We start from the raw sequence: 26,047 nt of genomic DNA, 5'->3' as shown, positions 1-26,047 counted from the left end.
TCAGATGAACAGCACTCGAGGGGCCATATAATTCTGTTGTGCAGAACAGCTCAGCATCACAACCAAGCCGAAAACCAGACTCAACCCGGAAACCAGCGCAGAAGCGGCCCACGTATTCCATCGAAGCCGTGGACAACGCCTTGCAGCTCCTCCAACTCCTCCGCGATGGCGGCGCGCTCCGCCTCAAGGACGCCGCGGCAGAGCTTGGCGTCGCGCCCTCAACCGCCCACCGACTGCTGGCGATGCTGGTGTACCGGGGCTTTGCCGTGCAGGACGAGAACCGCCGATACGTTCCAGGCCCGGCCATGGGAGCTGGCCCGGCGGGACTGAGCTGGACCCGGCAATTGCGTGACCTCGCCCAACCCCATATGGAGCTCTTGTCCGCGCGTCTGGATGAGACGGTCAATCTGATGGTCCGGGTGGGCACGAAAGTCCGCTTCCTCGCCACCGTGGAGGGCAGCAATGTTCTCCGGATCGGCGACAGGCAGGGGACTGTCATGCGGGCTGACAAGACGTCCGGCGGCAAAGCCATGCTGGCCGAGCTCGAACCCGGCATGATTGAGCAACTGTTCCGGGGCCACAATGCGGAGATCGGCGGTGACATCATCCTGGCCTCTGACTACCCGGCCTTTCTGCACGAGCTGGACAGCATCCGGGGCAACGGGTTCGCGGCCAACTTCGAGGGTACGGAGGAGGGCGTCAGCGCACTCGGGATGGCGCTCCACAATCGGCACGGGCAGGTGGTTGGCGCACTCAGTGTCGCCACCCCCGCCACGCGCTTCCGTAAAGTGTTCGACGCCGGTTTGGTGGCTGCCTTGCGTGCAACCTGCCGCCAGCTGGAAGTGGACATCACGGCCAACCCAGCCAGCCCGGCCTAGGGAACCTAGGAGGCCTCACCTCGCACCACCTCCGCGTTGCGAGGCCCGCTCTGCGCCCTATTCACGCATCTTTCCGCGCATAGCGGGCCCTACAACGCAACCTTTAATTCTGCACAGCAGAATCTTCTCTGACTCCTGGCAGGTCATCCATAGGGTCGAACTACGCCAAAAACTGTTCGCACCCTATCGAGGAGTCCCAGTGTCCATCAGCGCCGAGAACCCAACTCATGATTCTGTGGCTGCCGCGCATGTTGTGCCGGAGCCCACTGCGGAGGAAGCTGCCCAGTTGGAGCAGTTGTATAAGGATTTCGCTGCCGGGAACATGGTGCCGTTGTGGACGGAGATCGGTGATTTGATGCCGATGGTTCCCACTCCGAAGGCCGTGGCGCATGTGTGGCGGTGGGATGAGCTGTACCCGTTGGCTGCCCGTGCCGGGGATCTGGTTCCGGTGGGCCGGGGCGGGGAACGCCGGGCTATTGCCCTGGCGAACCCGGGCCTGGCCGGGGCCCCTTATGCGACGCCGACGTTGTGGGCCGCGATCCAGTACCTCGGACCCCGCGAGGTCGCCCCCGAACACCGCCATTCCCAGAACGCGTTCCGGTTCGTGGTGGAGGGTGAGGGTGTGTGGACGGTGGTGAACGGGGATCCGGTGGCGATGCGCCGCGGTGATTTCCTGCTCACCCCGGGCTGGAATTTCCACGGCCACCACAACGACACCGACCAGCCCATGGCCTGGATCGACGGCCTCGACATCCCGTTCGTGCATTACGCCGACGCCGGGTTCTTCGAGTTCGGCACCGAACGCGTCACTGATGAAGCGACCCCGGACATTTCCCGTTCCGAACGGCTCTGGGCCCACCCGGGCCTCCGCCCCCTCTCCGGTCTCGATGACACCACCAACTCCCCCATCGCCGCGTACCGCTGGGAACACACCGACGCCGCCCTGCGCGAACAGCTGCTGCTGGAGGACGAAGGCCACCCGGCCACCGTGTCCCAGGGCCACGCCGCCATCCGATACTCCAACCCCACCACCGGCGGGGACGTCATGCCCACCATCCGGGCCGAGTTCCACCGCCTCCGTCCCGGCGCCACCACCGAACCCTTGCGCGAGGTTGGTTCCAGCGTCTGGCAGGTCTTCGAAGGCACCGGCACCGTGGTGTTGAACGGCGAAACCAAGCAGCTGGCTAAGGGTGACCTGTTCGTGGTCCCGTCCTGGCAGGAATGGTCCCTGACAGCAGACAACAACGCTGTCACACCAACAGAGTTTGATCTGTTCCGTTTCAGCGACGCCCCCATCTTTGAACGACTGAACTTCAACCGCAGCTACACCGAAGGACGCAAGAACGCATGAGACTCCTCACCCTCCGCACTCCCGCTGGAACGAAAGCCGTCCGCCAGGACGGCCAGACCCTCACCGAGATCCCCGGGTTCGCCGATGTCGGCGCGCTGCTGGCCGACCCCGCCTGGGAGGAAAAGGCAAAGGCGGCCAACGGCGCCACGCACGCGGCCGACGGCGCGGACCTGGCCGCCGTCGTTCCCGCACCCGGGAAGATCATCTGCGTGGGCCACAACTACCGCAACCACATCAAGGAAATGGGCCGGGAAATCCCCGAATACCCCACCCTGTTCGCCAAATACCAGGAATCCCTGATCGGCCCGAACGATGACCTGGCCCTGCCGCAGGAATCAGACACCGTGGACTGGGAAGCAGAACTCGCCGTGATCATCGGCAAAACCGGCCGCCGCATCCCCGAAACCCACGCCGCCGAGCACATCGCCGGGTACGCGGTCCTGAACGATATCTCCATGCGCGACTACCAGTTCCGCACCATCCAATGGCTCCAAGGCAAAACCTGGGAGAACTCCACCCCGTTCGGCCCGGCCCTGGTCACCCGCGACGAATTCACCGCCGGCCCGCTCATGACCTCCGCCGTGGACGGGGAAATCCAGCAGTCCACCCCCACCGGAGACCTCGTCTTCACCCCCGAATTCCTGGTCTCCTACATCTCCACCATCATCACCCTGAACCCCGGAGACGTGATCGCCACCGGCACCCCCGGCGGTGTCGGCCACGCCCAGAACCCCAAACGGTACCTGCAAGAAGGCCAACTCCTGGTCACCACCATCGAGGGCCTGGGACAGCTGAACAACCGCGTGGTCAAGGAAGCCTAATGGCAGCCCGCCACGACCAAACCACCGACCCGGGCCTGCAAGAGAACCTCCTGCAGGCCCGGCGGGGCACCGCGTTCTTCGCCCGCAAACTCAACGAACTCACCGACGCCCAACTCGACGGCGACACCCTCCTCCCGGACTGGACCCGCCGCCACGTCATCGCACACGTCGGCTACAACGCCCGCGCGATCGCCCGGCTCATCGAATGGGCAGCCACCGGTATCGAGACACCCATGTACCCCTCCCCCGAAGCACGGAACCACGAAATCAACTTCGGCGCGACCCTCTCACCCATCGCGCTGCGGAACCTGTTCGACCACTCCGCCGTGCACCTCTCCGTCGAATGGCGCGACCTGCCCGATGCGAACTGGACCAACGAAGTCCGCACCGCCCAAGGCCGAACCGTCCCAGCCACCGAAACAGTCTGGATGCGCACCCGCGAAGTCTGGATCCACGCCGTGGACCTGAACAACGGAGCCACCTTCAACGACATCCCAACCCCAATCCTCGAACAACTCCTCAAAGACATCACCGGCGCCTGGAAAACCCGCCGCACCGACACCGGACTCCTCATCAAAGCCACCACCACTGCCGGAACCGACACCAACCTCACCTTCGGCGACACCACCGCCACCAACCCCACAATCATCACCGGCCCCCTCCCCGCCGTCGTCGAATGGGCCACAGGCCGCGGCACCACCGGCATCACAGCAACCGGCCCCCGCACGAAAGGGACCACGCCTTCTGCCCCACCATGGATCTAGCCAGGTGAGATAACCGTTCCCCTGCTGCCTTGCCGGTCCATCGACGAGATCGCGGCCGACAACGCCCTCGGCCTCGTGATGCCGAAGAAGTATTCTTGTGGCGATGGTTCCTTGTCATCACAGCTCGTGAGGCACTTGGAAACCTCACTAGCAGGGGGCGGCAGCGACTGATCCGAGGTATCGCGAGGGCGTTGATGCGAGGCAGCACCTCAGTGTGGGAAAGGACTGGGCAGGTGGCTTGCCGGCGCAGTACGGGGTGGCTCCGCGGGTCCGTCTAAAGAGTGGCAAGTGGTTCAACCTGTTGTGGCTGCTTCCGATCGGTCTGGTTCTTTGGTGGCGGGCATCGCTATCGCGAAAGGGCTGCGCGAGCTACCGGCCATTCAAGGATTCGTCCTGGATTATCCCGGCACTATGGACTTGCCCGATGGTGCTCCGGTGGGGATTCCCGCGTGGCTCGGCTGGCAGCACTTCCTGAACGCGTTCCTGATGATCTTCATCATCCGTTCCGGTATCACCGTGCTGGCAGATCACCCCCGACTGTACTGGCCCAAGCACTCCACACCGGGTTCTGAGTGGTTCCGGATGCAAAAGCCCGTACCCGATGACCCGTCGTACACGGCCAAAGCGGACTCCATCACTCTTCCCGAATGCCGTGTCAGTCGCGATCCAGTACCTGTCGTTGGACTGGCCCCTTGAAAATGGCTGGAACAGCTACAACAGCCTGCAGCTACTGGCGTACTTCATCACCGTGTTCATCGCCGCGCCGGCAGCGCTCATCACCGGTCTCGGGATGTCACCTGCGCTATCCACCAGGTTCCACCGCACCAGCTCAGTGCTGAGCATCCAACTGGCCCGGTCCCTGCACTTCCTGGTGCTGTGCTGGTTCCTCTCTTCATCCTCATCCACGTAACCCTGGTGTTCACGACCGGTGCGCTGCGGAACCTGAATCACATGTACGCCTCAAACGACTCCGTGGAAAACCCGGTGGAACTCTCGCTCCATCAACTCCGTGACATGCCCCCACACGAACAGATCACCCAGCACTTCTGCATCCAAGGATGGTCCGGCGTCGCCAAGTGGGGCGGAGTATCCATGCAAACCATCCTGGACATCGTCAATCCAGCACCCGAAGCGAAATGGGTGATCTTCTACTCCTTCGCAGAAGGATCCGACGGCGGCACTTACTACGACGCCCAAGAGATCGGTCAAATGAGCTACCACCTCACCATGCTCGCCCTCGACATGAACGATGCGCCGCTGAACTTCACCCACGGCGCACCCGTCCGGCTCCGCAACGAATCCCAACTCGGATTCAAAATGGTCAAATGGATCAAAGGAATCGAATTCGTCGAAGACTTCCACGACATCGGCAGCGGACACGGCGGCTACAACAACGACCACGAATTCTTCGGCTACCGGCAATCCATCTGAGGGCGCTTGGGTGAGTCCGGGCAGAACACCACTCCCATCCATAGGTCCTGCAGCTCCGAACTACTGATGGCGCGTCACCCTGTGGCGCGCGGATAACGTCAGCTACGTAATGGAGAAGATCCCGTGAACAAGTCCACCAAGAACGCCGCTCGCCTCACGGTAGGAACAATGCTCGCAGCTTCCGCGTTCACCATCGCTTCTCTTCCTGCACAAGCAGCGATCACAACCGACACGCCGACAGCCGCCAACTCAATCGCGGCCCCTTCAGAGGTAAATGTCCTCAACGACTTTCTGGCTGGAGGCATCTTGAACGGTGGGCTCATCAACGGCCCACTCGTCAACGGTCCCCTCCTGGACGGGGATGTATTGGGGCCTCTCCAGATCGGCCAGTTTCAGTAGCGGCCGCCTGGCAGCGGTCACTTCCGCACATTCTCAGCACACGAGCAGCTATCCGTCCCTGACGTGAGCCCCTGCAAGCACGACGCGGCAGTCCTGAACACCGGGGCTGCCGCTGCTTTCCCACACCTCCCCACCGCAGAGAAGGACTATGAACTCCCCTATCCCCGCTTCCCCTGACCAGCCCGGCATTCCGGAGGACCAGGCACCAGCCCGGATGGGTTTGACGGCCGCCCAGCGAGGCATCTGGTATGCGCAAAAATTGGCACCCAGCAGCCCGATGTACCACATTGGCCAGTTCATCGAGATCACTGGACCGTTGGACGTTGACCGACTGGAGACCGCTGTGGTCCGGGCCGTTGCAGAGACACCCGCCCTGAACCTTGCCTTCGGCGAAGACGACGACGGCCCCTACCAGTACGCAAAAGCGGCAGTGCCCGCTGTGCAATTCACCGACCTCAGCCAGTGCGGGGACGAAGCTTCACGCGAGCGGACTGCACGCGAACTCATGGACTCGGACATGGCACAAGCGCGCAACGTGGAAGAAGATGGGCTGCTCCACACGGAGGTCATCCGGATCTCCGGGTCAAGGCACTTCTTCTACCAGCGCGTCCACCACTTGATGCTCGACGGATACTCCGCAGTGCTGGTCCTGCGCCGCGTCGCCGCAGTCTACGAGGCACTCGCCGCCGGCGAAAACATGGGCTGTGCCCCGGGCCTCGACTATGCCCCACTGAAGGATTTGATAGCCGATGACCACGGGTACCAGTCCTCAGCCGTGGCAGCCTCGGACACGGGTTACTGGTCAGACGAACTCGCAGGTAACCCGGTCCCCACCGGCTTGGCAGGCCGCCCCTTGGGCACAACCGACTCCCTGGTGCGCTCTACCCAAGGTCTTTCTCCGTCCGCCGTGGAGGCATTGGAGTCAGCATCCGGCACCGCACCGTCGTTGATTCTGACTGCCGCGGCCTTATACCTGCACAGGATGACCGGGGAACAGCATGTCTCCCTCGCGCTGCCTGTAACAGCCCGACGCGGAAAACTTGCCAAGACCACACCCTCAATGCTGTCGAACATCGTCCCTATCAGATTGGACGTCACCCCAGGAGCCACCGTCCAGGACATGGTGACAACCATGGGAGGAAAGCTGCGTGGGGCCCTCATCCACCAGCGCACACGCTTCGAGTCTTTGAGCGGCCACAGCGGATACCAGGGTCCATCGGTCAACATCCTTCCAGTACTCGAGAATATTTCCTTTGGCGAGGCAACGGGAGCCATGAATATTCTCTCTACGGGACCTATTGATGATTTGTCGATCATCGTTCATGGTCTCGGACAGGGTTCAAGGGCCGGGGTAACAGTTCAGTTTGCGGCGAGTGCCGATCTTTACAGTCAAGCGGGGCTTGATGAACACCTGATGCGTTTCGTCCTTTTGCTGGACTCGCTTTTGGCCAGTCCTGAAGATCCGACTGCTGCTCTCTCCGTGACGACGATGGCCGAAGAACAGACGCTGCTGGCCAAGGGGGACGCCGAGTCCGTGGACCTGCCGGGCCACACGGTTGTTGAGGAGTTCCAATCAGTGGCAACAGCCGCTCCGGAACGAACGGCCGTGGTTGCATTCGACGGGTGCCTGACGTTCGCCGAGGTGGAGCGCCGCTCCAACCAGCTGTCCCGCTTCCTGCGCGGACGTGGGGCCGGGCCAGGCAGCACCGTGGCCGTTCGACTGGACCGCAGCGTTCTGCTTCCCGTAGCCATCCTGGCCATCCTGAAGGCCGGCGCTGCCTACGTTCCGCTTGATCCGGACTATCCGGCGGGACGAGTGGAGGGGATGCTGGAGGATGCGCAACCGATCATTCTGCTCACCGAAGCTGCCCTGGCCGCGGACAGTGAGCCAGGGAGGCCCCAGACCAAGGTCCCGGTGACTGTCCTGGATTCCGCCGAGACTACGGCAACATTGGAGAGCCATGATTCCACGGCACTACCCCCCAGCGCTGGACAGCATGATCTTGCCTACGTCATTTTCACGTCGGGTTCCACCGGGCGTCCCAAGGGCGTCGGCGTGGAACATTTGGCACTCCTGAATCTGCTGACCTCCCACCGCGACAGGATTTTTGATCCTGCCGAAAGTCGTCTCGGGCGGCCGCTGCGTGTGGCCCACACCGCCGGGTTGTCTTTCGACGCGTCGTGGGATCCCATTCTGTGGCTGTTGGCCGGTCACGAGCTGCACATCGTGGACAACCAGACCCGCCGCGACCCGGAGGCATTGAGCGTGTTTCTGGCAGACGAACTCATCGACTCGATAGAAACAACACCTACCTTTGCCAAGGCGCTGCTGGACTGCGGACTCTTCGACCAAGAGGTGCATCCCTCTGTGGTCGCCCTGGGCGGGGAAGCCGTGGACCCTGCCACGTGGCGTGAGTTGGCGGCCCATTCCGGCGTCGTGGCCTACAACTTTTATGGCCCCACCGAAACCACGGTGGACTCACTCACCGCAGTGATGGAACCCGGGACTGATGTCACCCTGGGAGGATCCGTAGCAAACAGCCGCCATTACATTCTTGACTCGGGCCTGAACCCCGTACCTGCCAATGCCATCGGAGAACTGTACGTCGCGGGCCCCAACCTGGCACGCGGATACATGGACCAGCCCGGCCTGAGCGCCGGGAAATTCGTGGCTGATCCGTTTATAGGTGACGGCTCGCGTATGTACCGCACGGGCGATGTCGTACGCCGATTGAACGACGGCACCCTGCAGTTCCTTGGCCGCATGGACCAGCAGGTCAAGATCCGGGGCTTCCGGATTGAATTATCCGAAATCGAGGAAGTGCTGCGCGGCATCAACGGAGTGGCACAAGCGGCAGTGACTGTCACTAAGAACAAGGCGGGCTACGATCAACTGCTCGCCTACGTCACCCCCGCTGGCACCGAGCCCGGCCTCGAAGGCAGCCGCACGTTCACAGACGTGTCTGGTCCGCAGCCCTTGGACTCAGCCGCCATCCGTCAACAGGCACGCAGGACGCTGCCCGACTACATGGTGCCCGCTGCGGTCCTCACCATAGATTCCATCCCGTTGACCGCCAACGGCAAACTGGATACCCGGGCACTGCCAACGCATGAACGTGAAGTGGCAACCACCGAGCCACGCACCGACGCCGAGCGCTTGGTATCAGAGGCGTTCCGGGAGGTTCTAGGCCTCGAATCCGTTGGACGTGAGGACGACTTTTTCGATCTCGGCGGCCACTCGCTCCTGGCCACGCGGCTGGCGGCTTTCCTGCGGGACGCAACGGGTTCGTCACCGGCACTGCGAACCATCTTCGAAGAGCCTACAGTTGCCGGCCTGGCCGCGGCCTTGGAGCACGACGGACCGTCCGCTCCTGAACTGACGGCGGCGAACCGGCCCGCAATTATTCCCTTGTCCTATGCCCAACGCCGTTTGTGGTTCCTGAACCGGCTTGATCACCAGTCAGGTGCCTACAACATCCCGATCGTGCTGACTTTGACGGGTCATCTGAGAGTAGATGCCTTGGAGGCCGCGCTGACCGACGTCGTATCCCGGCACGAGACACTACGCACCATCTTTCCGTGGTCGGAGGGCGAACCACGTCAGGAAATCCTGCCCCCGGATGCAGCGCAGGCAAATCTTTTGGCAGTTCAGTGCGATGCGGCCAACCTGGAGCGGGCACTGCTGGCAGAGACACAGCGTGGCTTTGATATCACCAGCGAACTTCCAGTTCGGACAGTCCTGTTCCAACTGGCGCCGGACCACCACGTCCTGGCAATAACACTGCACCATGTTGCCGCGGACGGATGGTCACTTGCACCTCTCGCCCGGGACCTCTCCCGGGCCTACACTGCGCGGCTGCGTGGAGGGGCGGCAGTTACCCATGACCTGCCCGTCCAGTACGCCGACTACACCCTGTGGCAACGCGCGGCCTTGGGCCGGGAGGACGATCCGTCGAGCCCGATTTCGCGCCAATTGGAATTCTGGGCACGCGAACTCAAGGGATCTCCGGAGGAGCTGCACCTGCCCTACGACTACCCACGAGGAACCCGCGAAGGCGACCTCCCGGCGTCGTCGATTCCTCTGGAACTGGACGCCGTCACTTCCTCAGGCCTGAAGGAACTGGCGAAGACCCACAACGCCAGCCTTTTCATGGTGCTGCAGGCCGCCGTGGCGGCACTCCTGACGAAGTCGGGCGCGGGCGAGGACATCCCGCTGGGCACGCCTGTGGCCGGCCGAACCGATACCCAACTGAACGAGCTGGTGGGCTTCTTCGTCAACACTTTGGTGCTCAGGACCAATACGTCCGGCAACCCTACGGCCGCAGAGCTGGTGGAGAGCGTCCGTTACACCAACCTGTACGCGTATGGGAACCAAGACGCTCCGTTCGAGCGTGTCGTGGAGCAACTGAACCCCACGCGATCACGCCACCGCCACCCGCTATTCCAAGTGATGCTGACGCTGCAGAACACCCCTGATGCTGTGCTTGCCATGGACGGTGTGGATGCATCGGCGGACTTGGGACGGGAACCGGGCGGCGCGAAGTTCGACCTCCTCCTGGACCTGGCGGAACGGGACGGTGGCGCCATCGCCGGATCCCTTGCTTACAACCCCGCCCTCTTCACACGCAGCACAGTGGAGCGGCTGGCAGCAGGTTTCGCACTGGTAGCAGGGCAGTTCGCCACGGACTCCGACATCCGCCTGGACCAGCTGCGGATACAGAGCCCGGCCGAGCACGAAGCTGTACTGGCCAACAACACCGCCACCGAACAGGACGTCCAGTGGGCCACCATCCTGGACGCCTTCTCAGAGACGGCCACCCTGCGGGCATCACAGATTGCAGTGACCGACGGGACAGGTGTTGCAGGATTTTCTTGGACCTTCGCTCAGCTCGAGAAGCGGGTAAGCACCATCGCGAACGGACTGATTGTGCACGGTGTACGCCCCGGCGACAGGGTGGCGGTCGCCATCCGTCGATCAGCCGACGTCGTGGCTGCCGCCCTGGCCGTACTGGCGGCAGGTGCCGTCTATATCCCCGTTGATCTCGCCTACCCCACGCAAAGGATCCGGATGATCCTGGAGGACAGTACGCCCGCGGTGGTGATCGTCGACGCCTACGCGACTACCGGCGTCGAGCCTGACAAGGCAGTAACGCTTGCGGACTTGCTGGCAAGCGGCGCAACGACCCCGGGCGGCGGCTCCGCGGATCGAGCGCCAAACGCAGGTGACCTTGCCTATGTCCTGTACACCTCCGGCTCCACCGGACGGCCCAAGGGAGTGGCGGTAACGCATGGCGCTTTGGCCAACCTCTACGCCCACCACCACCGCACCCTCTTTGGCCCCCGCCTCACGGTTGACGCGGATCAGCCCGTGGTGGGGCACATTGCGGGCCTGGGATTCGATGCTGCCTGGGATCCAATGCTCTGGATGGTTGCCGGAGCCAAACTGCACATGGTGGCTGATGAACAGCGGGGCGATGCCGAAAGCCTCACCCAACACTGCCTCCACCACGGCATCAACGTTCTGGAGACAACACCGACGTTCGCCACGCAAATGTTGCAATGCGGCCTGTTGGAGCACCAACGCGAACAACCGCTGATTCTGATCCTCGGCGGCGAAGCCGTCCCGGGCACCCTATGGGAACGCCTCGCCGCCGATCCTTCAGTTCGTGCGCTGAACTTCTATGGCCCCACAGAGTTCACAGTGGACTCAGTCACGGCCGATGTCCGTGGACCTAAGCCTGTGATCGGACGGCCGGCTGGCAACACTTCGGCCATGGTGTTGGATGCCTACTTGCAACCTGTCCCGGCGGGCGTTCCCGGGGAACTGTACTTGGCGGGCGCCGGAATGGCACGAGGATACGACCAGCGTTTTGCCGATACTGCATCCCGTTTCGTGGCCAACCCCTTCGCCTCGGACGGTTCCCGTATGTACCGCACGGGCGATGTAGTGCGGCGGGATGCCAGCGGTGTGCTGGAGTTCCTCTCGCGGCTCGATGACCAGGTGAAGGTCCGCGGCTTCCGAATAGAATTGGGTGAGGTGGAGTCGGCGCTGGCCAGCCATCCCCAAGTACGACAGGTCGCAGCGGTGCCTGAAGGCAATCCAGCCCAAAGGATCATCGCGTACGTTGTTGGCGAGGTTGACCCTGCTGAACTCAGAACGCGTGCTGCCAATCTGCTCCCCGACTACATGGTCCCAGCCGTCTTCATGACCATCCCGGAGCTGCCGCTCACCTCTCACGGCAAGTTGGACCGCAAATCCCTCCCGGCGCCCGTGGTCTCCGGCACTGGCCGAGGCGTGGCCCCCGCAACACCTGAAGAACATGTCATGGCGGGCATTTTTGCTGAGGTACTTGGACTGGAAACCGTTGCCATGGACCATGACTTTTTCAGGATGGGAGGCCACTCCCTGCTGGCAATCACCATGATGGGCAAGGTCCGGGAAGCCTTCGGCACCTCCCTTCCGTTGCGAACCCTCTTCGACCTGCCCACTCCCGCGGCTTTGCTGGAGGCGGTGACCTCTGAACGCCCTGGTGGCGCCAAGCACGACGCCGGCCAGTCCACTCACGATGAGGCCTCACCGACGTCGGAATCCACACCCCTGTCGGAGTGGATTCTGCGCCGGGAAGGGCGTGAGGATTCCCCGGCCTTATCTTTCGCCCAGCAACGAATGTGGTTCCTCAACCAACTGGATGCGGGATCGGCCGACTACAACATTTCCCTGACCGCGCAGCTGGACGGCGAAGTGGACGAGAACGCCCTATCCTCGGCCGTCGACGCATTGGTGGCCAGACACGAAATATTGCGCACCACTTACCCTGCTGACGCCGGAACGCCGCGGCAAAGGATCCACGCTCCAGCAGACGCCCAGGGCCTTCTGCAGATCATCCCGGTGACGTCCCAAGCAGACGAAGCCCATGTCCTGGAAGAGGAGACGCGCAAGGGCTTCGACGTTACACAGGATCTTCCGCTCCGCGCGGTCCTGCTATGCAGGGACTACGGCGCCGGTTCCGGATGGGTGCTGCAGTTGGTACTGCACCACATCGCGAGCGATGGCGCGTCCTTGGCACCGCTGGCTCGTGACCTTTCCGAGGCCTACGCCGCCGCGCTCCAAGGTTCGGTGCCCCGCCGCGCCCCACTGTCTGTCCAATACGCAGACTTCAGTGCATGGCAACAGGAGGAACTGGACCGGGACGCCACGTCAGGGAGGAAAATTGCCTACTGGCGGGATGCGCTCGCGGGAATTCCTGCTGAGCTGCCACTCCCTGCCGATCAACGCCGCCCCCGCGAAGCACGGCAACCGGGTAAGCACCATGGCTTTGAGCTCGGCGCCGCAGCCCTCGAAGGACTGAACTCCGTCGCAGCGCACTCCAACGCAAGCCTGTTCATGACGCTCCACGCGGTGCTGGCAGGCTTCCTTCACCGCATGGGCGCCGGTGATGATCTGGTGATTGGCTCACCGACCGCCGGACGGACGGACCCGGAGCTGGAAGAGCTGGTGGGTTTCTTTGTCAACACCCTGCCACTGCGGGTCAGTGCCGCCGGCAACCCCTCTCTGCGGACCATGGTGCATCGTGCCCGGACCAGCATTCTCGCTGCCTTCGATCACGACAACGTCCCCTTCGAACGATTGGTCGAAGTAGTGAACCCGGAACGCGAACTGGGCCGGCACCCGCTGTTCCAAACCATGCTGACTGTGGACAGCTCCCCCGTTTCACTTCCGGAACTGCCGGGGGCCGTGGTGCGTCCGTTGCCTGACAACGGATCCGGAGAGGCCAAGTTCGATCTCTCCTTCACGTTCCGCCCGGGCACCATGGGGCTTTCGGCAACGCTGGAGTACAACGCTGCCATGTTCCAGGAAGACACTATCCACCGCCTCGTCGCCAGCCTCGTGCGCTTCGTGGAACGCAGTGCAAGCAACCCGGATTCGCCCTTGTCAGAGGTGGTGCTCGTCGATCCTGAAGAGGCAGACGCGCTGGCCGCGCTGACAGCGGGACGACGTTCCGCCGTCGGGCATCACACGGACACGAACGACGGCGTCCTGGCCGCGTTTGCTGCCTCCGTTCGGTCTGCACCAGACCAGGTGGCCCTGGTGACTGAGGACGGCGAACAAACCTTCGCCGGATTGGCCGCTTCTGTGCTGGCCCTGGCGACCGGATTGGAACAGCAAGGGGTGGTCGCTGGCGATGTCGTCTCCGTGTTCCTCCCGCGATCAGCAGGAACAGTCCAGTGCCTGTTGGGTGCATTGGCTGCGGGCGCCGTGTACAACCCCATTGACACCGAGTACCCGGACCACAGGGTCTCGTCCATCCTGGAAGATGCCGAACCGTCTGTGATTATTACCGTGGACGCGGTAGCGGAACATTTGGAAGACGTGGTGGCCACGATGTCTGCCCGGAAGACCGGAGCAGCCCTTCCACGCCTGATCACGCTGCCCCAACTGTTTGAGCCTCTCTCAGGAATGGACGCAGAACAAGGCGTGGAAGCGGCCCGGAAACTCGTCGAACGGCAGCCCACAAACCGTGAATCCGCTTACGTCATGTTCACCTCCGGTTCCACGGGCAGGCCCAAGGGCGTGGAAGTGAGCCACGGAGCACTCGGCGCCCTCCTGGAATCCCATCAATCAACACTTTTTGAAGGGCTCCACCCTGCCACCACAGGAGTCCGGCACAACGTGGCACACACCACGGGAGTCGGCTTCGACGCCTCGTGGGATCCCATCCTTTGGATGATTGCCGGCCATCAACTCCACGTGGTGGAGGACACCATCAGGCGTGATCCGGCAGCTTTGGCCGGATACTTCGAAAAGCATAGGATCACCGTCTGGGAAACTACGCCCGGATACGTCAGGCAGTTGCTGAAGGAACCGGCATTCACCCGCGTGCTGGAAGCCCCGGGCACCTCCCCAGACTCCGGTTTCAGCCTTGCCTTGGGTGGCGAAGCCTTCGATCCCGGACTTTGGAGCGACTTGTCCGCCTACCACAACGTGTCCGCCTGGAACCTGTACGGGCCCACCGAAGCGACCGTTGATACCGTGATGGCCCGGGTCGCTGATAACCCGGCTCCGGTATTGGGAGCTCCAACGTCAGGAACCCGATTGTACGTCCTTGACACTTTGTTGAAGCCCGCACTTCCAGGAGTTCCCGGCGAGTTGTACATCGCAGGGCGCCAGCTGGCCAATGGATACCGTGGCCAGCCCGCATTGACGGCCGAACGCTTTGTTGCCGATCCGTTCAGCTCCGATGGTGCACGCATGTACCGCACCGGGGACCTCGTGGTGCGGCACGCTGACGGGAGCATCGTCTTCTCCGGACGCAATGACCATCAGCTGAAGATCCGGGGGTTCCGTGTGGAGCCCGGGGAGATCGAACAGGCGGCCGCCACTGCGGAAAACGTTCAGGACGCCGTGGTCCGGGCGGTATCCTCCGGCGACAGCGTGCGGTTGGTGGCGTGGGTGGTCCCCGCGGCCGGTGTTTCTGTTGACACTACGGATGCCGGGGCAGCCTTCACTGACGGCGTGCGCGCCCACCTGCGGAACCTGGTGCCGGATTACATGGTGCCTGCGGTGGTGGTGGCCGTCCAGGAGATCCCCCTGACCCATCACGGAAAGGTGGATTTTGCTGCCCTGCCGGAAGCGGACAGCGCGCCGCGCACGTCCGGCAAGGTTCCCCGGACCCCCCGGGAGCAGGCGGTGGCAGCAATCTTCGCGGACGTGTTGTCCCTGGACAAAGCAGGGGTGGATGAGTCGTTCTTCGAACTGGGCGGGCATTCATTCCTGGCGCAACCGTTGATCGCCCGTATTAACGCAGCGCTGGGTACATCGCTGCAGGTGCAGACTTTGTTCCGCGCTCCCACGGTGGAGTCGCTTCTGGCTGAGGCCGATCGTGGAGTGGAGGAAGGCGCGGCTGAAAGCCTGCGCCAAGTTCTTCCCCTGCGCACCAGCGGCACCAAAGCGCCCCTGTTCGCCGTCCACCCGGCGTCGGGTATCGCGTGGGGCTACGCTTCAATGCTTGGCTCGCTGGATCCGGAGCGGCCCCTGATCGGGCTGCAGATGCCGGGCATGGAACCGGGCGACACCCACTCCGTCACTGCGATGGACCTTACTGAACTCGCGGACAGCTACATTGCCCATATCAGATCCGTTCAGCCTTCGGGACCCTACCATTTGCTGGGCTGGTCCTTTGGTGGGCATGTGGTCCACCGCCTGGCTACCCGGCTGCAGGAACTCGGCGATGAGGTTGCGTCACTGGCCATCCTTGACGCGTTCCCCGGCAACCAGGAGAGCAACGATGAGGTGGGGGCAGGTGCCGGAATTTGGGCTGCCTTCCTGGAGGCGCAAGGCTACGCCCTGGACGAGTCCGACTACGAGGATCTTGGCGCTGCCAAGGCCCAGGAGATCCTCCGCAGGAACCACAACCCGCTGGGCACCGTTCCACAGGACGCCGTGCAGGCCATGGTGGAGAACTTCCCCGTACTGGCCAAACTGATCAGGGAAGAGGAACCAGCGGTCTTCGACGGTGACCTGCTTCTCTTCCGTGCGACGGAGGACGTCCCTGCGGGGACACCAGGAACGGAAGCCTGGGGGGCGTATATCACCGGTAGCGTGACCGCCGTCGAGGTGCCGGCAAGGCACTCCCGGATGTTAAGTGACGCAGCTCTCCCGGTAATCATGCCCGCCCTGGCCATCCAGCTGGGGGGTTGAGTCCGAACCACTGGAAACGCTCCGGAACCCGGGGCCTTGATTACGCCGGAACAACCCGAAAGGTCAATCCTCGTGACGAACCCGTTTGATGACACTTCAGCAACCTTTACCGTCTTGGTGAACCAATACCAGCAACACTCACTGTGGCCATCGTTCGCGGCCACACCCAAGGGGTGGGTGGCTATGTTCGGCCCGGACAGCCGCGAGGCGTGCTTGGAATACGTGTCGCAGACGTGGACTGATATGGCTCCCCGCAAGGTTTCCGAGCTGGCCGCCAGCCAGTGATCCGTATAGAGAATGTCCGCAAAAACTACGGTACTTTCACGGCCCTGGACGGACTGACACTCAACGCCGCCGAGGGGACTGTACTGGGACTCCTGGGACCTAACGGCTCAGGCAAGACCACCACCGTCAAGGTCCTCACCACCTTGCTGGCACCGGATTCAGGGGATGCTTGGGTGGCCGGACACTCGGTCAGCAAACAGCCTGAACTTGTACGACGCAATCTGGGGCTCTCGGGACAGTACGCGGCAGTGGATGAAAAACTCACCGCCTTTGAAAACCTCCACATGGTGGGGCGCCTCTATGGCATGAACCGCAGGAATGCCTCCGCCCGCGCCCACGAATTGTTGGCCGACTTCCGGCTCACGGACGTTGCCGGCAAGCGGGCCGGTGCGTTCTCGGGCGGCATGAGACGCCGACTCGACCTTGCCGGAGCCGTGGTGGCGCGGCCCAAAGTGGTGGTGCTGGACGAACCCACCACCGGGCTAGACCCACGAGGCAGGCTTGATACGTGGGAAGTAGTGGCAGACCTGGTATCCGCCGGAACCACCGTCCTGCTGACCACGCAGTACCTGGAAGAAGCTGACAAGTTAGCGGACCACATTGCCGTCATCAACCATGGCAGCGTGATCGCCGAGGGCAGTGCGTCGGAGCTCAAAAACCGTGCCGGGTCGGAGCGCGTGGACATCACCATACGCAATGCCACAGACCTTCAGCTTGCCTCGTCCATTCTGGCAGCACAAACCCGCGGATCCTCAGCGCCGGAGGTCGAGCCAGCGGCGCTGAGAGTTTCCGTTGCAGCACCCGGAGGGCACGGCGTGCTGGTACGCGTCTTGGCCGAATTGGACGCGCGATCTGTACCGGTGACAGAAGCTTCCCTGCGCCGGCCCACGTTGGACGACGTCTTCCTCCAGCTCACCGGAGGAAGTGCCCAGCCGCAAGGGCACACACGCAAGGACGAGGTACCAGCATGAGCGTCATGACCGCGGCTTTCCGGGATAGTTCCGTCATTGCACACCGCAATCTGCTCAACGTTCTCCGTACCCCTGGGGCGCTGGTGACAGGAATCGTGCAACCTGTCATGTTTGTCCTGCTTCTGGGCTTCGTCTTCGGCGGCTCGCTGGGTGGCGAGCAGTATCGCAGCTTCCTCATCGGGGGCATCCTGGCCCAGACCTTGACGTTCAATGCGTCCTTTACGGCTGTGTATCTGGCCAAGGACCTTCAACTCGGACTCATTGACCGTTTCCGCTCCCTGCCAATGTCCCGGGTGGCAGTGATCCTCGGGCGCACCACCTCGGATCTGTACACCAGCGTCATTTCGGTTGTGGTGACTCTCGTCTGTGGTCTGGCCATCGGCTGGCGGATACACACCGGCGTACTGCAGGTCATTGCTGCCCTCGGCGTTCTGCTCCTGTTCGCCTTTGCCGTGTCCTGGATCGGGGCGCTGATCGCATTGACGGCACGCAGTGTGGAAGTAGCGCAGAGCCTCGGCTTGGTGTGGTTGTTCCCCGTTACGTTCGTGTCCGGCGCCTTCGTCTCCACGGCTTCCCTCCCGGGTCCATTACGGGCCATTGCCGAATGGAACCCGGTGACCTCCGTGGCCACGGCTGTGCGCGAGCTCTTCGGAAACGCTGCACCTTCCGGTTTCATTGCCCCCGGCGGCTGGCCTGCACAGAACGCCTTGGTGTATGCCTTGGCCTGCAGCATTGCGATCATCGCTGTGTTCGCACCACTGGCCATCGCAAAGTACCGGCGCATCAGCAAGCTGTGAAGGCCCGGAGCGCCGCCTTCGCCGTCGGGTACGTGATCCTGCCTTCCGCCGACGTCGAGGCGGCGTGTTCCGGCGTCGGCGGTTTGGACCGTTTTCTGTCCCCAGCCGAAACGGCCGCCCGGGCACAGTTCCGTAGCATGGCGGACAGCCAGGACTATGCGGCCTCACATGTTCTGCTGCGCCTGCTGGCGACGCACCAGTTGGGGCTGGAGCCGCTTGCCGCCCCTGCATTGAACATCACACGGCAGTGCCCGGGCTGCGGCAGCACCGACCATGGGCGGACGGTCCTGCCGGGAATGTCGCTGAGCCTTTCCAGGAGCCATGGCCTGGTGATGGCGGCAGTGGGGCCGGCCTCAGCCAGCGTTGGCGTTGACATTGAACGCGTCCCATCCGGACTTTTCGACGGCTTTGACAACTACGTTCTTGATCCCCGGGCTGCGGCTTCCATGGACAACACTGACGTGCCGTCAAGGATGCGCCAGTGGGTTGCCAAAGAAGCAATACTGAAAGCCGCAGGGCTGGGCCTCAGTTTCCCGCCGTCTGCTGTGGCGCTGGTCTCCGCTAAGCGGAATTCCGGTAGCTTCCACGCCGTTTGTCCGGAGCAGCCACTGATCGATGGCCTGATGGTTCACCACGTCCCAGCCAGTGCAACGCACCTTGCTGCCGTATCCATCAGGGGATGCGGCCCACCGCTACCCCGCGACGTCACCGAGGTAGTTCCAGCTCTGTTGGCCTGCTGAGTCGCTGATCCGCCCGCTGTAGTCGAGATGCCGCTCCTCCCCTTCGAAGAGTGTTCAGTAGGGTGGAGAAGACCCCAAAGTGAGGACCATTTCCATGCAGACAACCGCCAACAAGACCACCGTGGATCGGCACTACGACGTGGTCATCATCGGCACCGGGTCCGGAAATTCCATTCCAGGACCCGAATTCGAAGACCAGTCGATCGCGATCATCGAGAAAGCGTCGTTCGGCGGTACCTGCTTGAACGCCGGCTGCATCCCGTCAAAAATGTACGTGCACACCGCTGACACCGCGCTGGACATCGTTGATTCCGGACGGCTGGGCCTCCACGCCGGGGTCACGTCCATAGACTGGCCTGGCATGGTTGACCGCATCTTTGGGAAGCGCGTCGATGCCATTTCCGCCGCCGGTGAGGAATACCGCCGCGGCCCAGACAGCCCGAACGTCGACGTTTACGACCAGCACGCCGTCTTCGTCGGAGAACGCACCTTGCGCACGGGCCAAGGGGCTCAACAGAAAATCATTTCCGGTGACCAAATCGTCATCGCCGCAGGCTCCCGGCCCTTGATCCCCGAGGCCATCGCTGCCTCGGGCGTGCGGTACCACACCAACGAGGACATCATGCGGCTCCCGCAGCTCCCCACATCGCTGGTCATCATCGGTGGTGGATCCATCGCCATGGAGTTCGCCCACGTTTTCGACGCCCTCGGCACGGACGTCACCATCATCGCCCGATCCACGCTCCTACGGAACCTCGATGACGACCTGCACGTCCCATTCAATGACCTGGCCGCCGAGCGCTTCGACATCCGGTCCGGCAGGACCACCGTCGGCGCCGATCAGACCGAGCAAGGCATAACTGTCAGGCTCGACGACGGCTCCTCCGCCACCGGGGAGGTACTGTTGGTGGCCACCGGGCGCATCCCTAACGGGGACCTCTTGGACCTGCCCACGGGTGGGATCGAGACAATAGGAGCCGGGCGCATCAAGGTGGATGAGTACGGCCGGTCAACCTCCGCCGCAGGTGTCTGGGCCCTTGGCGACGTCTCCTCTCCTTACATGCTCAAACATGTTGCCAACGCCGAGATGCGCGCCGTGCGCCACAACCTGCTGAACCCGGAGAACCTGCAGAAAATGCCCCACGACCACGTGCCGGCTGCCACCTTCACCCACCCGCAAATTGCCACCGTCGGTATGACCGAATCCCAAGCCCGCGAGCAAGGCCGCAACGTGACAACCAAAGTCCAGCGCTACGGGGACGTCGCCTACGGCTGGGCCTTGGAGGACACCACCGGCATCTGCAAACTCATCGCCGACAAAGACACCGGCAAACTCCTGGGCGCCCATTACATGGGCCCCCAAGCATCAACCCTGATCCAGCAAATGATCACCGTCCTGGCCTTCGACCTCGACGTGCGCCAGTTCGCGAGCAAGCAGTACTGGATCCACCCCGCACTTCCCGAAGTCACCGAGAACGCCCTGCTAGGTCTCACCTTCAACCCACAGTAGACCGGCAAAAACGTCCGCATGCTCCAGCGTGAAGCGGGCAGGGCTCCGGACCAATCCAGGGACTCAGGAAGTCCTGGCTGCGGACTCCCTGCTCGCTAAGGATCTCCTCTGTGGATCGGGCGCGAACTGCAGAGTCCCTACGCTCCCGGTTGGCCAACGCTTCTTCACATAGACGAAAACGAGCGCGATGATCAGTACTCGGGCCAGCATGCCTGGGATACCGCCTTCGGGACCATAGGCGCCACCGTTCAGGATCTCCGCGCCGGAGGAGGTGGAGCTGAACCAGCCCGGCACAAGGTGGCCACTGATCGGAAGCCCAAACAGGCCTTGCGACATGTTCCAGCCCAGGTGGAGCCCGAAAGGAAGCCATACGCTGCGCGTGGTCAGGAAGGCGACGGCGTAGATGACCCCGCCGAGTCCTGTCCCAAACGCACTGACCGCGGTGGCGCCCTCATTTCCCAGATGCCCCGCACCAAAGAGGGCTGCCGTAACAAGCACAGCTATCCACCGCCCGCGCTGGAGGCGTGACAGTACTATGGCCACGCCGCTGAGCAGCAGAACTCGGAATAACAGTTCTTCGAGCGCTGCCGCTCCGGCCAACGGGACCAGTACTTCGTTGACGAACGACGTCCAGGTGAGAGTGCCCGGTTGGACTGAAATCGCTCCCAAAAGCATTTCGACGACGAACACCAGCCCGATCGCGACGAACGTGATCGCAAGACCAATGACAACGTCAATCGGCAGCCAGCGGTTGAAGGTCAGGCCGAGACTACGAAGAACCGGCTTGCGCTTCGCCATGCAGTAGCCAATGGCCAAGATCCCAAAGCCGAGTGCCAGCACGTACGTGAAGACGCTGAACGCCAACGACGGGGTCATGTGTCCAGCTCCATGGCGGTCAGCTTTCGGTAGTAGACGGTGGACAGGCCAGCCGGAAAGTTGACCGTGGCCCTTTCGGCTTCAATCTAGCAACGATATGGTTCTCTCAGCCAGAGTCCCCCACCTGCTTGGCTCTGGTTGCAGACAGCGGCTTTGAAGGGGTTTCGGATGGACGATTCAATGAGTGTTCCAGCTGTCGATGAGCGTAAGAAGCGCTTCGGCCGCCTCATAGAACGGGATGATGGCCGTGATGTCCCTTTCTATGATGGCCAGCCCGCGGAAATTGCCACGTGGAAATGGATCGTCGTCATCGTTTCCTGCATGGTTGGATTTGCGGCACTGGTTCTGCTTCCCCAGAACACCAACGTCATTGCGCTGCTCCCCCGGTTCCTGTTCGTTGCCATCCCCTTGGCCGTGTTCATCTGACTCACAGGGTCTTACTGGAAATCGATTTTCCATAAGCCGACCGGCGCAGACTACCTTGCCATGGTCATCTTCTGGCTCCTCAACTTGGTCATCAGCTTCGTGGTGGGCATCATCGTGTCGTCCATTTTCGGAGCCAACGCCAACAAGGCCACAGACGGGATCCTGGAGCGTGGACCCGGCGAAGTGGTGGCCTTCTATGTCGGAACCGGTATTCAGTTGCTCGGCGAAGAGGTCTTCACCATTCTGCCGTTCCTGGCAGTCATGTATTGGCTGTACTCCAAAGCGAAACTTAACCGCACAACGTCGTTGCTTCTGGCCTGGCTCATCACAGCACTGTGGTTCGGTGCAGCCCACTTGCCAACGTACGGATGGAACGTTGCCCAAGCACTCCTGGTTATAGGAACCGCCCGGATGGTGTTGACGCTGGCCTTCATACGGACGAAGAACATTCTCGTCTCCACCGGAGCGCACGTGCTCAATGACTGGGTGTCCTTCAGCCTGGTCCTCCTGGCGGCTGCCACAGCAGGAAGCTGACCTACAGGCAGAGGCGACTGCCGCCGTCGAGAGCCACCAAAGCCCACGGGCCTATGGTTGAGGAAGCAGTCAGAGCCCGGCTGTATTGAGAACAAAGAATGGTGGACACTAGTGCAGCCGAGCCATTGCATAAGATCTCACGACACGTGCCCCAAATGACCTCAGCGTCGGAGAATGCCCTCGACGCCGATCTGTGCGCCGCATTCCTCAAGGAATTGCCCATCAATGGCGCGGCCGTATCTGTCTTTGGTGGTTCTGCAGCCGAAACACTGATGTGCGCCTCCGACGCTACAGCAGCCCTGCTCGATGAGCTCCAGTACGATCTCGGCGACGGGCCACGGTGGGATGTTTTCCGTAGCCAGCAACCGGTCATGATCCCCAATTTGAGCGGCATCGGAGCCCGGTCATGGCCGGCCTTCGCCGAGGCAGCCACCACAACCGAAGCTGCGGCACTCTTCGTCTTTCCCTTGCTCGCCGGTGGCCTGGTCATCGGCGTGGCGGAGCTTTACTGCACCTCACCACGCGAGTTCACACCCGCTCAGGCAAGCCAGGCCGCCCGCATCGCTGGCAGGACGGCGTGGGCTTTGCTGCGGGGATTTGTACCGGACGATGGAGCCGGATCGGCGGGCATTCCACTGGCGCGGCGGGAAATCCACCAAGCAACCGGGATGGTGCTGGTCCAAACCGACAGCACCGCCTATGAGGCGTTACTGTTGCTGCGCGGCCACGCCTTCGCCAGCGGGCGTCCGTTGCAGGAAACAGCCTTGGACGTGGTGAGCCGTCGGCTGGATTTCACCCCAGCAGCGGGCGCCTCCGATACCAGTTCACAGTAAAATGCAGACATGGTCATCAAAAGCAGAGCCGAACGTCTTAGCGATACGTTCGTGAAGCTGACCGATACCCTCGTTGCAGACTACGACGTCCTGGACCTGCTCCACACTCTCGTCGCAGATGCCGTCGAGTTGCTCGACGCCGCCCAGGCCGGACTGTTACTGTCCGACGCCGACGGGAGCCTCCAATTGCTCGCGTCCACCAGTGAGCAAAGTTGGTGGAACTACTGCAACTCGAAGCAGGAGCGGGCCCGTGCGTTGAGTGCTACCGCAGCGGAACAGTCATCACTGTAGATGACATCAGCAACCTTGGCGACCGGTGGCCGGCTTTCCAACACATTGCCTTGGACATGGGCTTCAGGTCAGTACACGCGGTGCCTATGCGCGTACACACCAGGGTCATCGGCGCCATGGGTTTGTTCGGCGCCGAGACAGGCGCCCTGACCCCCGAAGACGCCGCCATCGCCCAGGCCATGGCCGATGTGGCGACCATCAGCCTCCTTCAGGAACGCACCATCCGCGAGGCAGGCGTCCTCAACGACCAACTCCAGCGTGCGTTGACTACCCGTGTACTCATCGAGCAAGCCAAAGGTGTCATCGCACAGACCAAAAACCTCACCATGGACGACGCCTTCAACGTGCTGCGCGCACATGCTCGCGCTTCCCGGCAAAATCTGCACGACGTGGCTGAAAGCATCGTCAAACGCACCCTGATGATCTAGCACTCATCCTTGTTAGCCGCGGGTAAAGGATTGCCCCCGCAGATCCATTTCCTATGGACTCAGAACACTCTTCGTGCCTACGCTGGTGTTGTTGCCCCAGACCTCGGCAGTGCAGTCCAAGCACATACGAGGAGGCAATATCTTGTCGCTCATCAACCAGCCCCCACCGGTGGTGCCCACGCGTGCGCCAGATGCCCAGAAGTCAACGTCCGGAATCCGCATCAACAAAGTCACCGGCAGTTACGCGGGACTCTTGGCGTCAGCTAAGGAAGCAGGGCTCCTTGAGCGTTGCCGCGGCCGTTACCTCCTGCTCTCGATGCTCCTGATACTTGCGGGCGGGGGCGTCTGGATGGCCTTCTTCGTTCTGGGCGATTCTTGGCTCCAGCTTGCAGTCGCGGCCGCACTCGGTGTTCTCTTCACGCAATTCGCTTTAGTCGGACACGAAGCCGGGCACTTTCAGGTCTTTGCTTCCCGGACGGCAAACGAGTGGGCTGCACGCATGCTGGCAACGTTGGTAGTGGGCATGAGTTACGCCTACTGGACCGACAAACACTCAAGGCATCACGCCCGGCCGAACGTGGTTAATAGGGATCCGGACATCGCTCCCGGCGCCATCGTCTTCCACAACGAGGTGCAGACCAACCGTGGACGGTTTTCCCGGGCCTACGGCAGGCGACAGGGTTACCTCCTCTTCCCACTACTTTTGTTCCTCGGGTGGACCTTACACATCGACTCGCTGAAGTACTTGCTGCGTTCTGGGCAGGTGAAGTTTCGCTGGCTTGAGCTTGGCCTGCTGGGTGTGCGCTTTGGCACCTACTTCGGGATGCTCTTCCTCGTGCTGTCCCCTGGCCTGGCTGCGGCATTTATCGGGGTTCAGGTTGCCGTCTTCGGGCTATACATGGGCGGAACCTTTGCACCAAACCACAAAGGAATGCCGATACTGCCCCAAGACAGTCGTGCCGACTTCCTGACCCGGCAGGTCGTCACGTCCCGCAACATCACCGGCAATGGATTCGTGACGTTCTTCATGGGTGGGCTCAATTACCAGATCGAACACCATTTGTTTCCTGACATGCCCCGCCGGCATCTGCGCGAAGCCAGTCAACTTGTCAAAGCACACTGTGTGCTCGCTGGCATCCCGTACACCGAAACCGGGCTGATGCGCTCCTACGCAATCGTGATCCGCTACCTCAATACAGTCGGTCTCGCGGCGGCTGACCCGTTCACCTGTCCCCTCGCCGGAGAGCACGGACGCTAGGCATCGAAGTGGGTCCGCACTCGAGGGTCATCTGAAACTGAAGTGACCACGGACGCAGCGATGTCGCGGAGTTTAACGTTTCGTGTGCTGGAGGCAATCTTCATGATGGTGATGGCCGTTTCCTGGTTGCACCGGTTTTGGGCCATGATGGCACCCGTTGCCAGGTCAATGGTCGTGCGCGATTCCAAGGCAGCTGTGAGATTCGTTTTCGCCTCGGCCAGCTGGCTGATTTTCACGGCGAGACGGAGTGCTTTCGAGGCGTGATATGCGTAGGACTCCACAGCATCAATATCCTCACGGCTGAAGCCCTCGGAACGGGTGGAGTACAGATTCAGGCCCGCTTCCGCTTCTCCCGACAGGGCAAGCGGCACGGAAAGGCTAGATCCGACTCCCACCTCCTGCGCGGCCTCCGTATACGAAGACCAACGGTGCTCCTGGGACAGGTCCGGGATATGCACAGCGGTTTGGTTGCGGATCGCGGACAAACATGGCCCGTCCCCGGCGCCGTACTGGATCTTATCGAGCTGAACGGCACCCTCTTCGCTGCTGGCCACAGTAACCGGCTTCTTTCGCTGCATCAGGGTGATGCTGCAGAAAGCAATGGCGGGATCGGTCAGGGTTAGCGAGGTGAATTCCACGAGTTCGTCCAACATTTCCCTCACGTCCTCGGTCTTCAAGACAAGGTCCTGCATATGGTCGACAACAAGATCGGCGGGAAGTAAGCGTGATTCAAGGGCCATGACGGCCTCATTCCT

The 26,047-nt window shown here is 62.3% G+C and carries 20 protein-coding genes and 1 pseudogene; 19 read left to right on the top strand and 2 right to left on the bottom strand.

Annotated elements, in window-relative coordinates:
- The first annotated feature begins 38 nt into the window (after window positions 1-38).
- From AR689_RS00700 to mtr, 14 genes are all read left to right on the top strand, one after another.
- Window positions 39-878, top strand: a complete 840-nt coding sequence (locus tag AR689_RS00700; protein WP_062065351.1) for an IclR family transcriptional regulator — start codon at window positions 39-41, stop codon at window positions 876-878.
- A gap of 199 nt (window positions 879-1,077) precedes the next feature.
- Window positions 1,078-2,229 carry a cupin domain-containing protein gene (locus AR689_RS00695; RefSeq protein ID WP_062065348.1) on the top strand — a complete coding sequence of 384 codons (1,152 nt, stop codon included), beginning with the start codon at window positions 1,078-1,080 and terminating at the stop codon, window positions 2,227-2,229.
- Window positions 2,226-3,050 carry a fumarylacetoacetate hydrolase family protein gene (locus AR689_RS00690; RefSeq protein ID WP_062065345.1) on the top strand — a complete coding sequence of 275 codons (825 nt, stop codon included), beginning with the start codon at window positions 2,226-2,228 and terminating at the stop codon, window positions 3,048-3,050. The genes AR689_RS00695 and AR689_RS00690 overlap by 4 nt, the downstream gene beginning before the upstream one ends.
- Window positions 3,050-3,814 carry a maleylpyruvate isomerase family mycothiol-dependent enzyme gene (locus AR689_RS00685; protein ID WP_062065341.1) on the top strand — a complete coding sequence of 255 codons (765 nt, stop codon included), beginning with the start codon at window positions 3,050-3,052 and terminating at the stop codon, window positions 3,812-3,814. Before AR689_RS00690 ends, AR689_RS00685 begins: the two co-directional genes overlap by 1 nt.
- A 288-nt stretch (window positions 3,815-4,102) precedes the next feature.
- Entirely contained in the window at window positions 4,103-4,510 is a 408-nt protein-coding gene (locus AR689_RS23260; RefSeq protein ID WP_062065338.1) for a hypothetical protein, read from the top strand.
- The gene (locus AR689_RS23255) at window positions 4,494-4,724 is read left to right on the top strand and encodes a hypothetical protein (RefSeq protein ID WP_197412773.1); all 231 of its coding nucleotides are present in this window, start codon (window positions 4,494-4,496) and stop codon (window positions 4,722-4,724) included. Before AR689_RS23260 ends, AR689_RS23255 begins: the two co-directional genes overlap by 17 nt.
- A gap of 41 nt (window positions 4,725-4,765) precedes the next feature.
- Window positions 4,766-5,245, top strand: coding sequence for a molybdopterin-dependent oxidoreductase (locus tag AR689_RS23250; RefSeq protein WP_197412772.1), 480 nt, complete (start codon window positions 4,766-4,768; stop codon window positions 5,243-5,245).
- 123 nt (window positions 5,246-5,368) lie between these two features.
- A complete protein-coding gene (locus AR689_RS00670) occupies window positions 5,369-5,644 on the top strand; it encodes a hypothetical protein (RefSeq protein ID WP_062065331.1) in 276 nt (91 codons plus the stop codon).
- A 148-nt stretch (window positions 5,645-5,792) separates the two neighbouring features.
- Window positions 5,793-16,343, top strand: a complete 10,551-nt coding sequence (locus tag AR689_RS00665) for a non-ribosomal peptide synthetase (RefSeq protein WP_082697715.1) — start codon at window positions 5,793-5,795, stop codon at window positions 16,341-16,343.
- A gap of 72 nt (window positions 16,344-16,415) precedes the next feature.
- Window positions 16,416-16,628 (top strand): MbtH family protein, encoded by a 213-nt coding sequence (locus AR689_RS00660; RefSeq protein ID WP_062066064.1) that lies wholly within the window; start codon window positions 16,416-16,418, stop codon window positions 16,626-16,628.
- The gene (locus tag AR689_RS00655; RefSeq protein WP_062065329.1) at window positions 16,625-17,599 is read left to right on the top strand and encodes an ATP-binding cassette domain-containing protein; all 975 of its coding nucleotides are present in this window, start codon (window positions 16,625-16,627) and stop codon (window positions 17,597-17,599) included. The genes AR689_RS00660 and AR689_RS00655 overlap by 4 nt, the downstream gene beginning before the upstream one ends.
- Entirely contained in the window at window positions 17,596-18,396 is an 801-nt protein-coding gene (locus AR689_RS00650; RefSeq protein WP_062065324.1) for an ABC transporter permease, read from the top strand. Before AR689_RS00655 ends, AR689_RS00650 begins: the two co-directional genes overlap by 4 nt.
- Window positions 18,393-19,136 (top strand): 4'-phosphopantetheinyl transferase family protein, encoded by a 744-nt coding sequence (locus tag AR689_RS00645; RefSeq protein WP_062065320.1) that lies wholly within the window; start codon window positions 18,393-18,395, stop codon window positions 19,134-19,136. The genes AR689_RS00650 and AR689_RS00645 overlap by 4 nt, the downstream gene beginning before the upstream one ends.
- Window positions 19,137-19,230: 94 nt before the next feature.
- On the top strand, window positions 19,231-20,646 hold the full coding sequence (mtr, locus tag AR689_RS00640) for a mycothione reductase (RefSeq protein ID WP_062065317.1): 1,416 nt from the start codon (window positions 19,231-19,233) through the stop codon (window positions 20,644-20,646).
- A gap of 63 nt (window positions 20,647-20,709) precedes the next feature.
- Here mtr and AR689_RS00635 read toward each other — a convergent pair whose 3' ends face one another.
- Complete coding sequence (locus tag AR689_RS00635) at window positions 20,710-21,522, bottom strand: CPBP family intramembrane glutamic endopeptidase (RefSeq protein ID WP_062065314.1); 813 nt, start codon at window positions 21,520-21,522, stop codon at window positions 20,710-20,712.
- Between the two features lie 180 nt (window positions 21,523-21,702).
- Between AR689_RS00635 and AR689_RS23245 the strand changes: the two genes are divergently transcribed.
- The 5 genes and pseudogenes from AR689_RS23245 to AR689_RS00615 all read left to right on the top strand — a co-directional run bounded on the left by AR689_RS23245 (window position 21,703) and on the right by AR689_RS00615 (window position 25,292).
- A complete protein-coding gene (locus AR689_RS23245; RefSeq protein ID WP_197412771.1) occupies window positions 21,703-21,948 on the top strand; it encodes a hypothetical protein in 246 nt (81 codons plus the stop codon).
- A gap of 60 nt (window positions 21,949-22,008) precedes the next feature.
- The gene (locus AR689_RS23240; RefSeq protein ID WP_197412770.1) at window positions 22,009-22,482 is read left to right on the top strand and encodes a CPBP family intramembrane glutamic endopeptidase; all 474 of its coding nucleotides are present in this window, start codon (window positions 22,009-22,011) and stop codon (window positions 22,480-22,482) included.
- 155 nt (window positions 22,483-22,637) lie between these two features.
- A complete protein-coding gene (locus tag AR689_RS00625; RefSeq protein WP_062065311.1) occupies window positions 22,638-23,315 on the top strand; it encodes a GAF and ANTAR domain-containing protein in 678 nt (225 codons plus the stop codon).
- A 9-nt stretch (window positions 23,316-23,324) separates the two neighbouring features.
- Window positions 23,325-24,034: pseudogene (locus AR689_RS00620) on the top strand (GAF and ANTAR domain-containing protein).
- 73 nt (window positions 24,035-24,107) lie between these two features.
- Complete coding sequence (locus AR689_RS00615; protein ID WP_082697713.1) at window positions 24,108-25,292, top strand: fatty acid desaturase family protein; 1,185 nt, start codon at window positions 24,108-24,110, stop codon at window positions 25,290-25,292.
- Here AR689_RS00615 and AR689_RS00610 read toward each other — a convergent pair.
- On the bottom strand, window positions 25,289-26,032 hold the full coding sequence (locus AR689_RS00610) for a GAF and ANTAR domain-containing protein (protein WP_062065309.1): 744 nt from the start codon (window positions 26,030-26,032) through the stop codon (window positions 25,289-25,291). The genes AR689_RS00615 and AR689_RS00610 overlap by 4 nt on opposite strands.
- Between the last annotated feature and the right edge of the window lie 15 nt (window positions 26,033-26,047).

It is taken from the genome of Arthrobacter sp. EpRS71, assembly GCF_001512285.1.
In the GTDB taxonomy this organism is placed as follows: domain Bacteria; phylum Actinomycetota; class Actinomycetes; order Actinomycetales; family Micrococcaceae; genus Arthrobacter.
The sequence above is the reverse complement of the archived record's forward strand: the minus strand, read 5'-3'. Positions and strand labels throughout refer to the sequence as shown.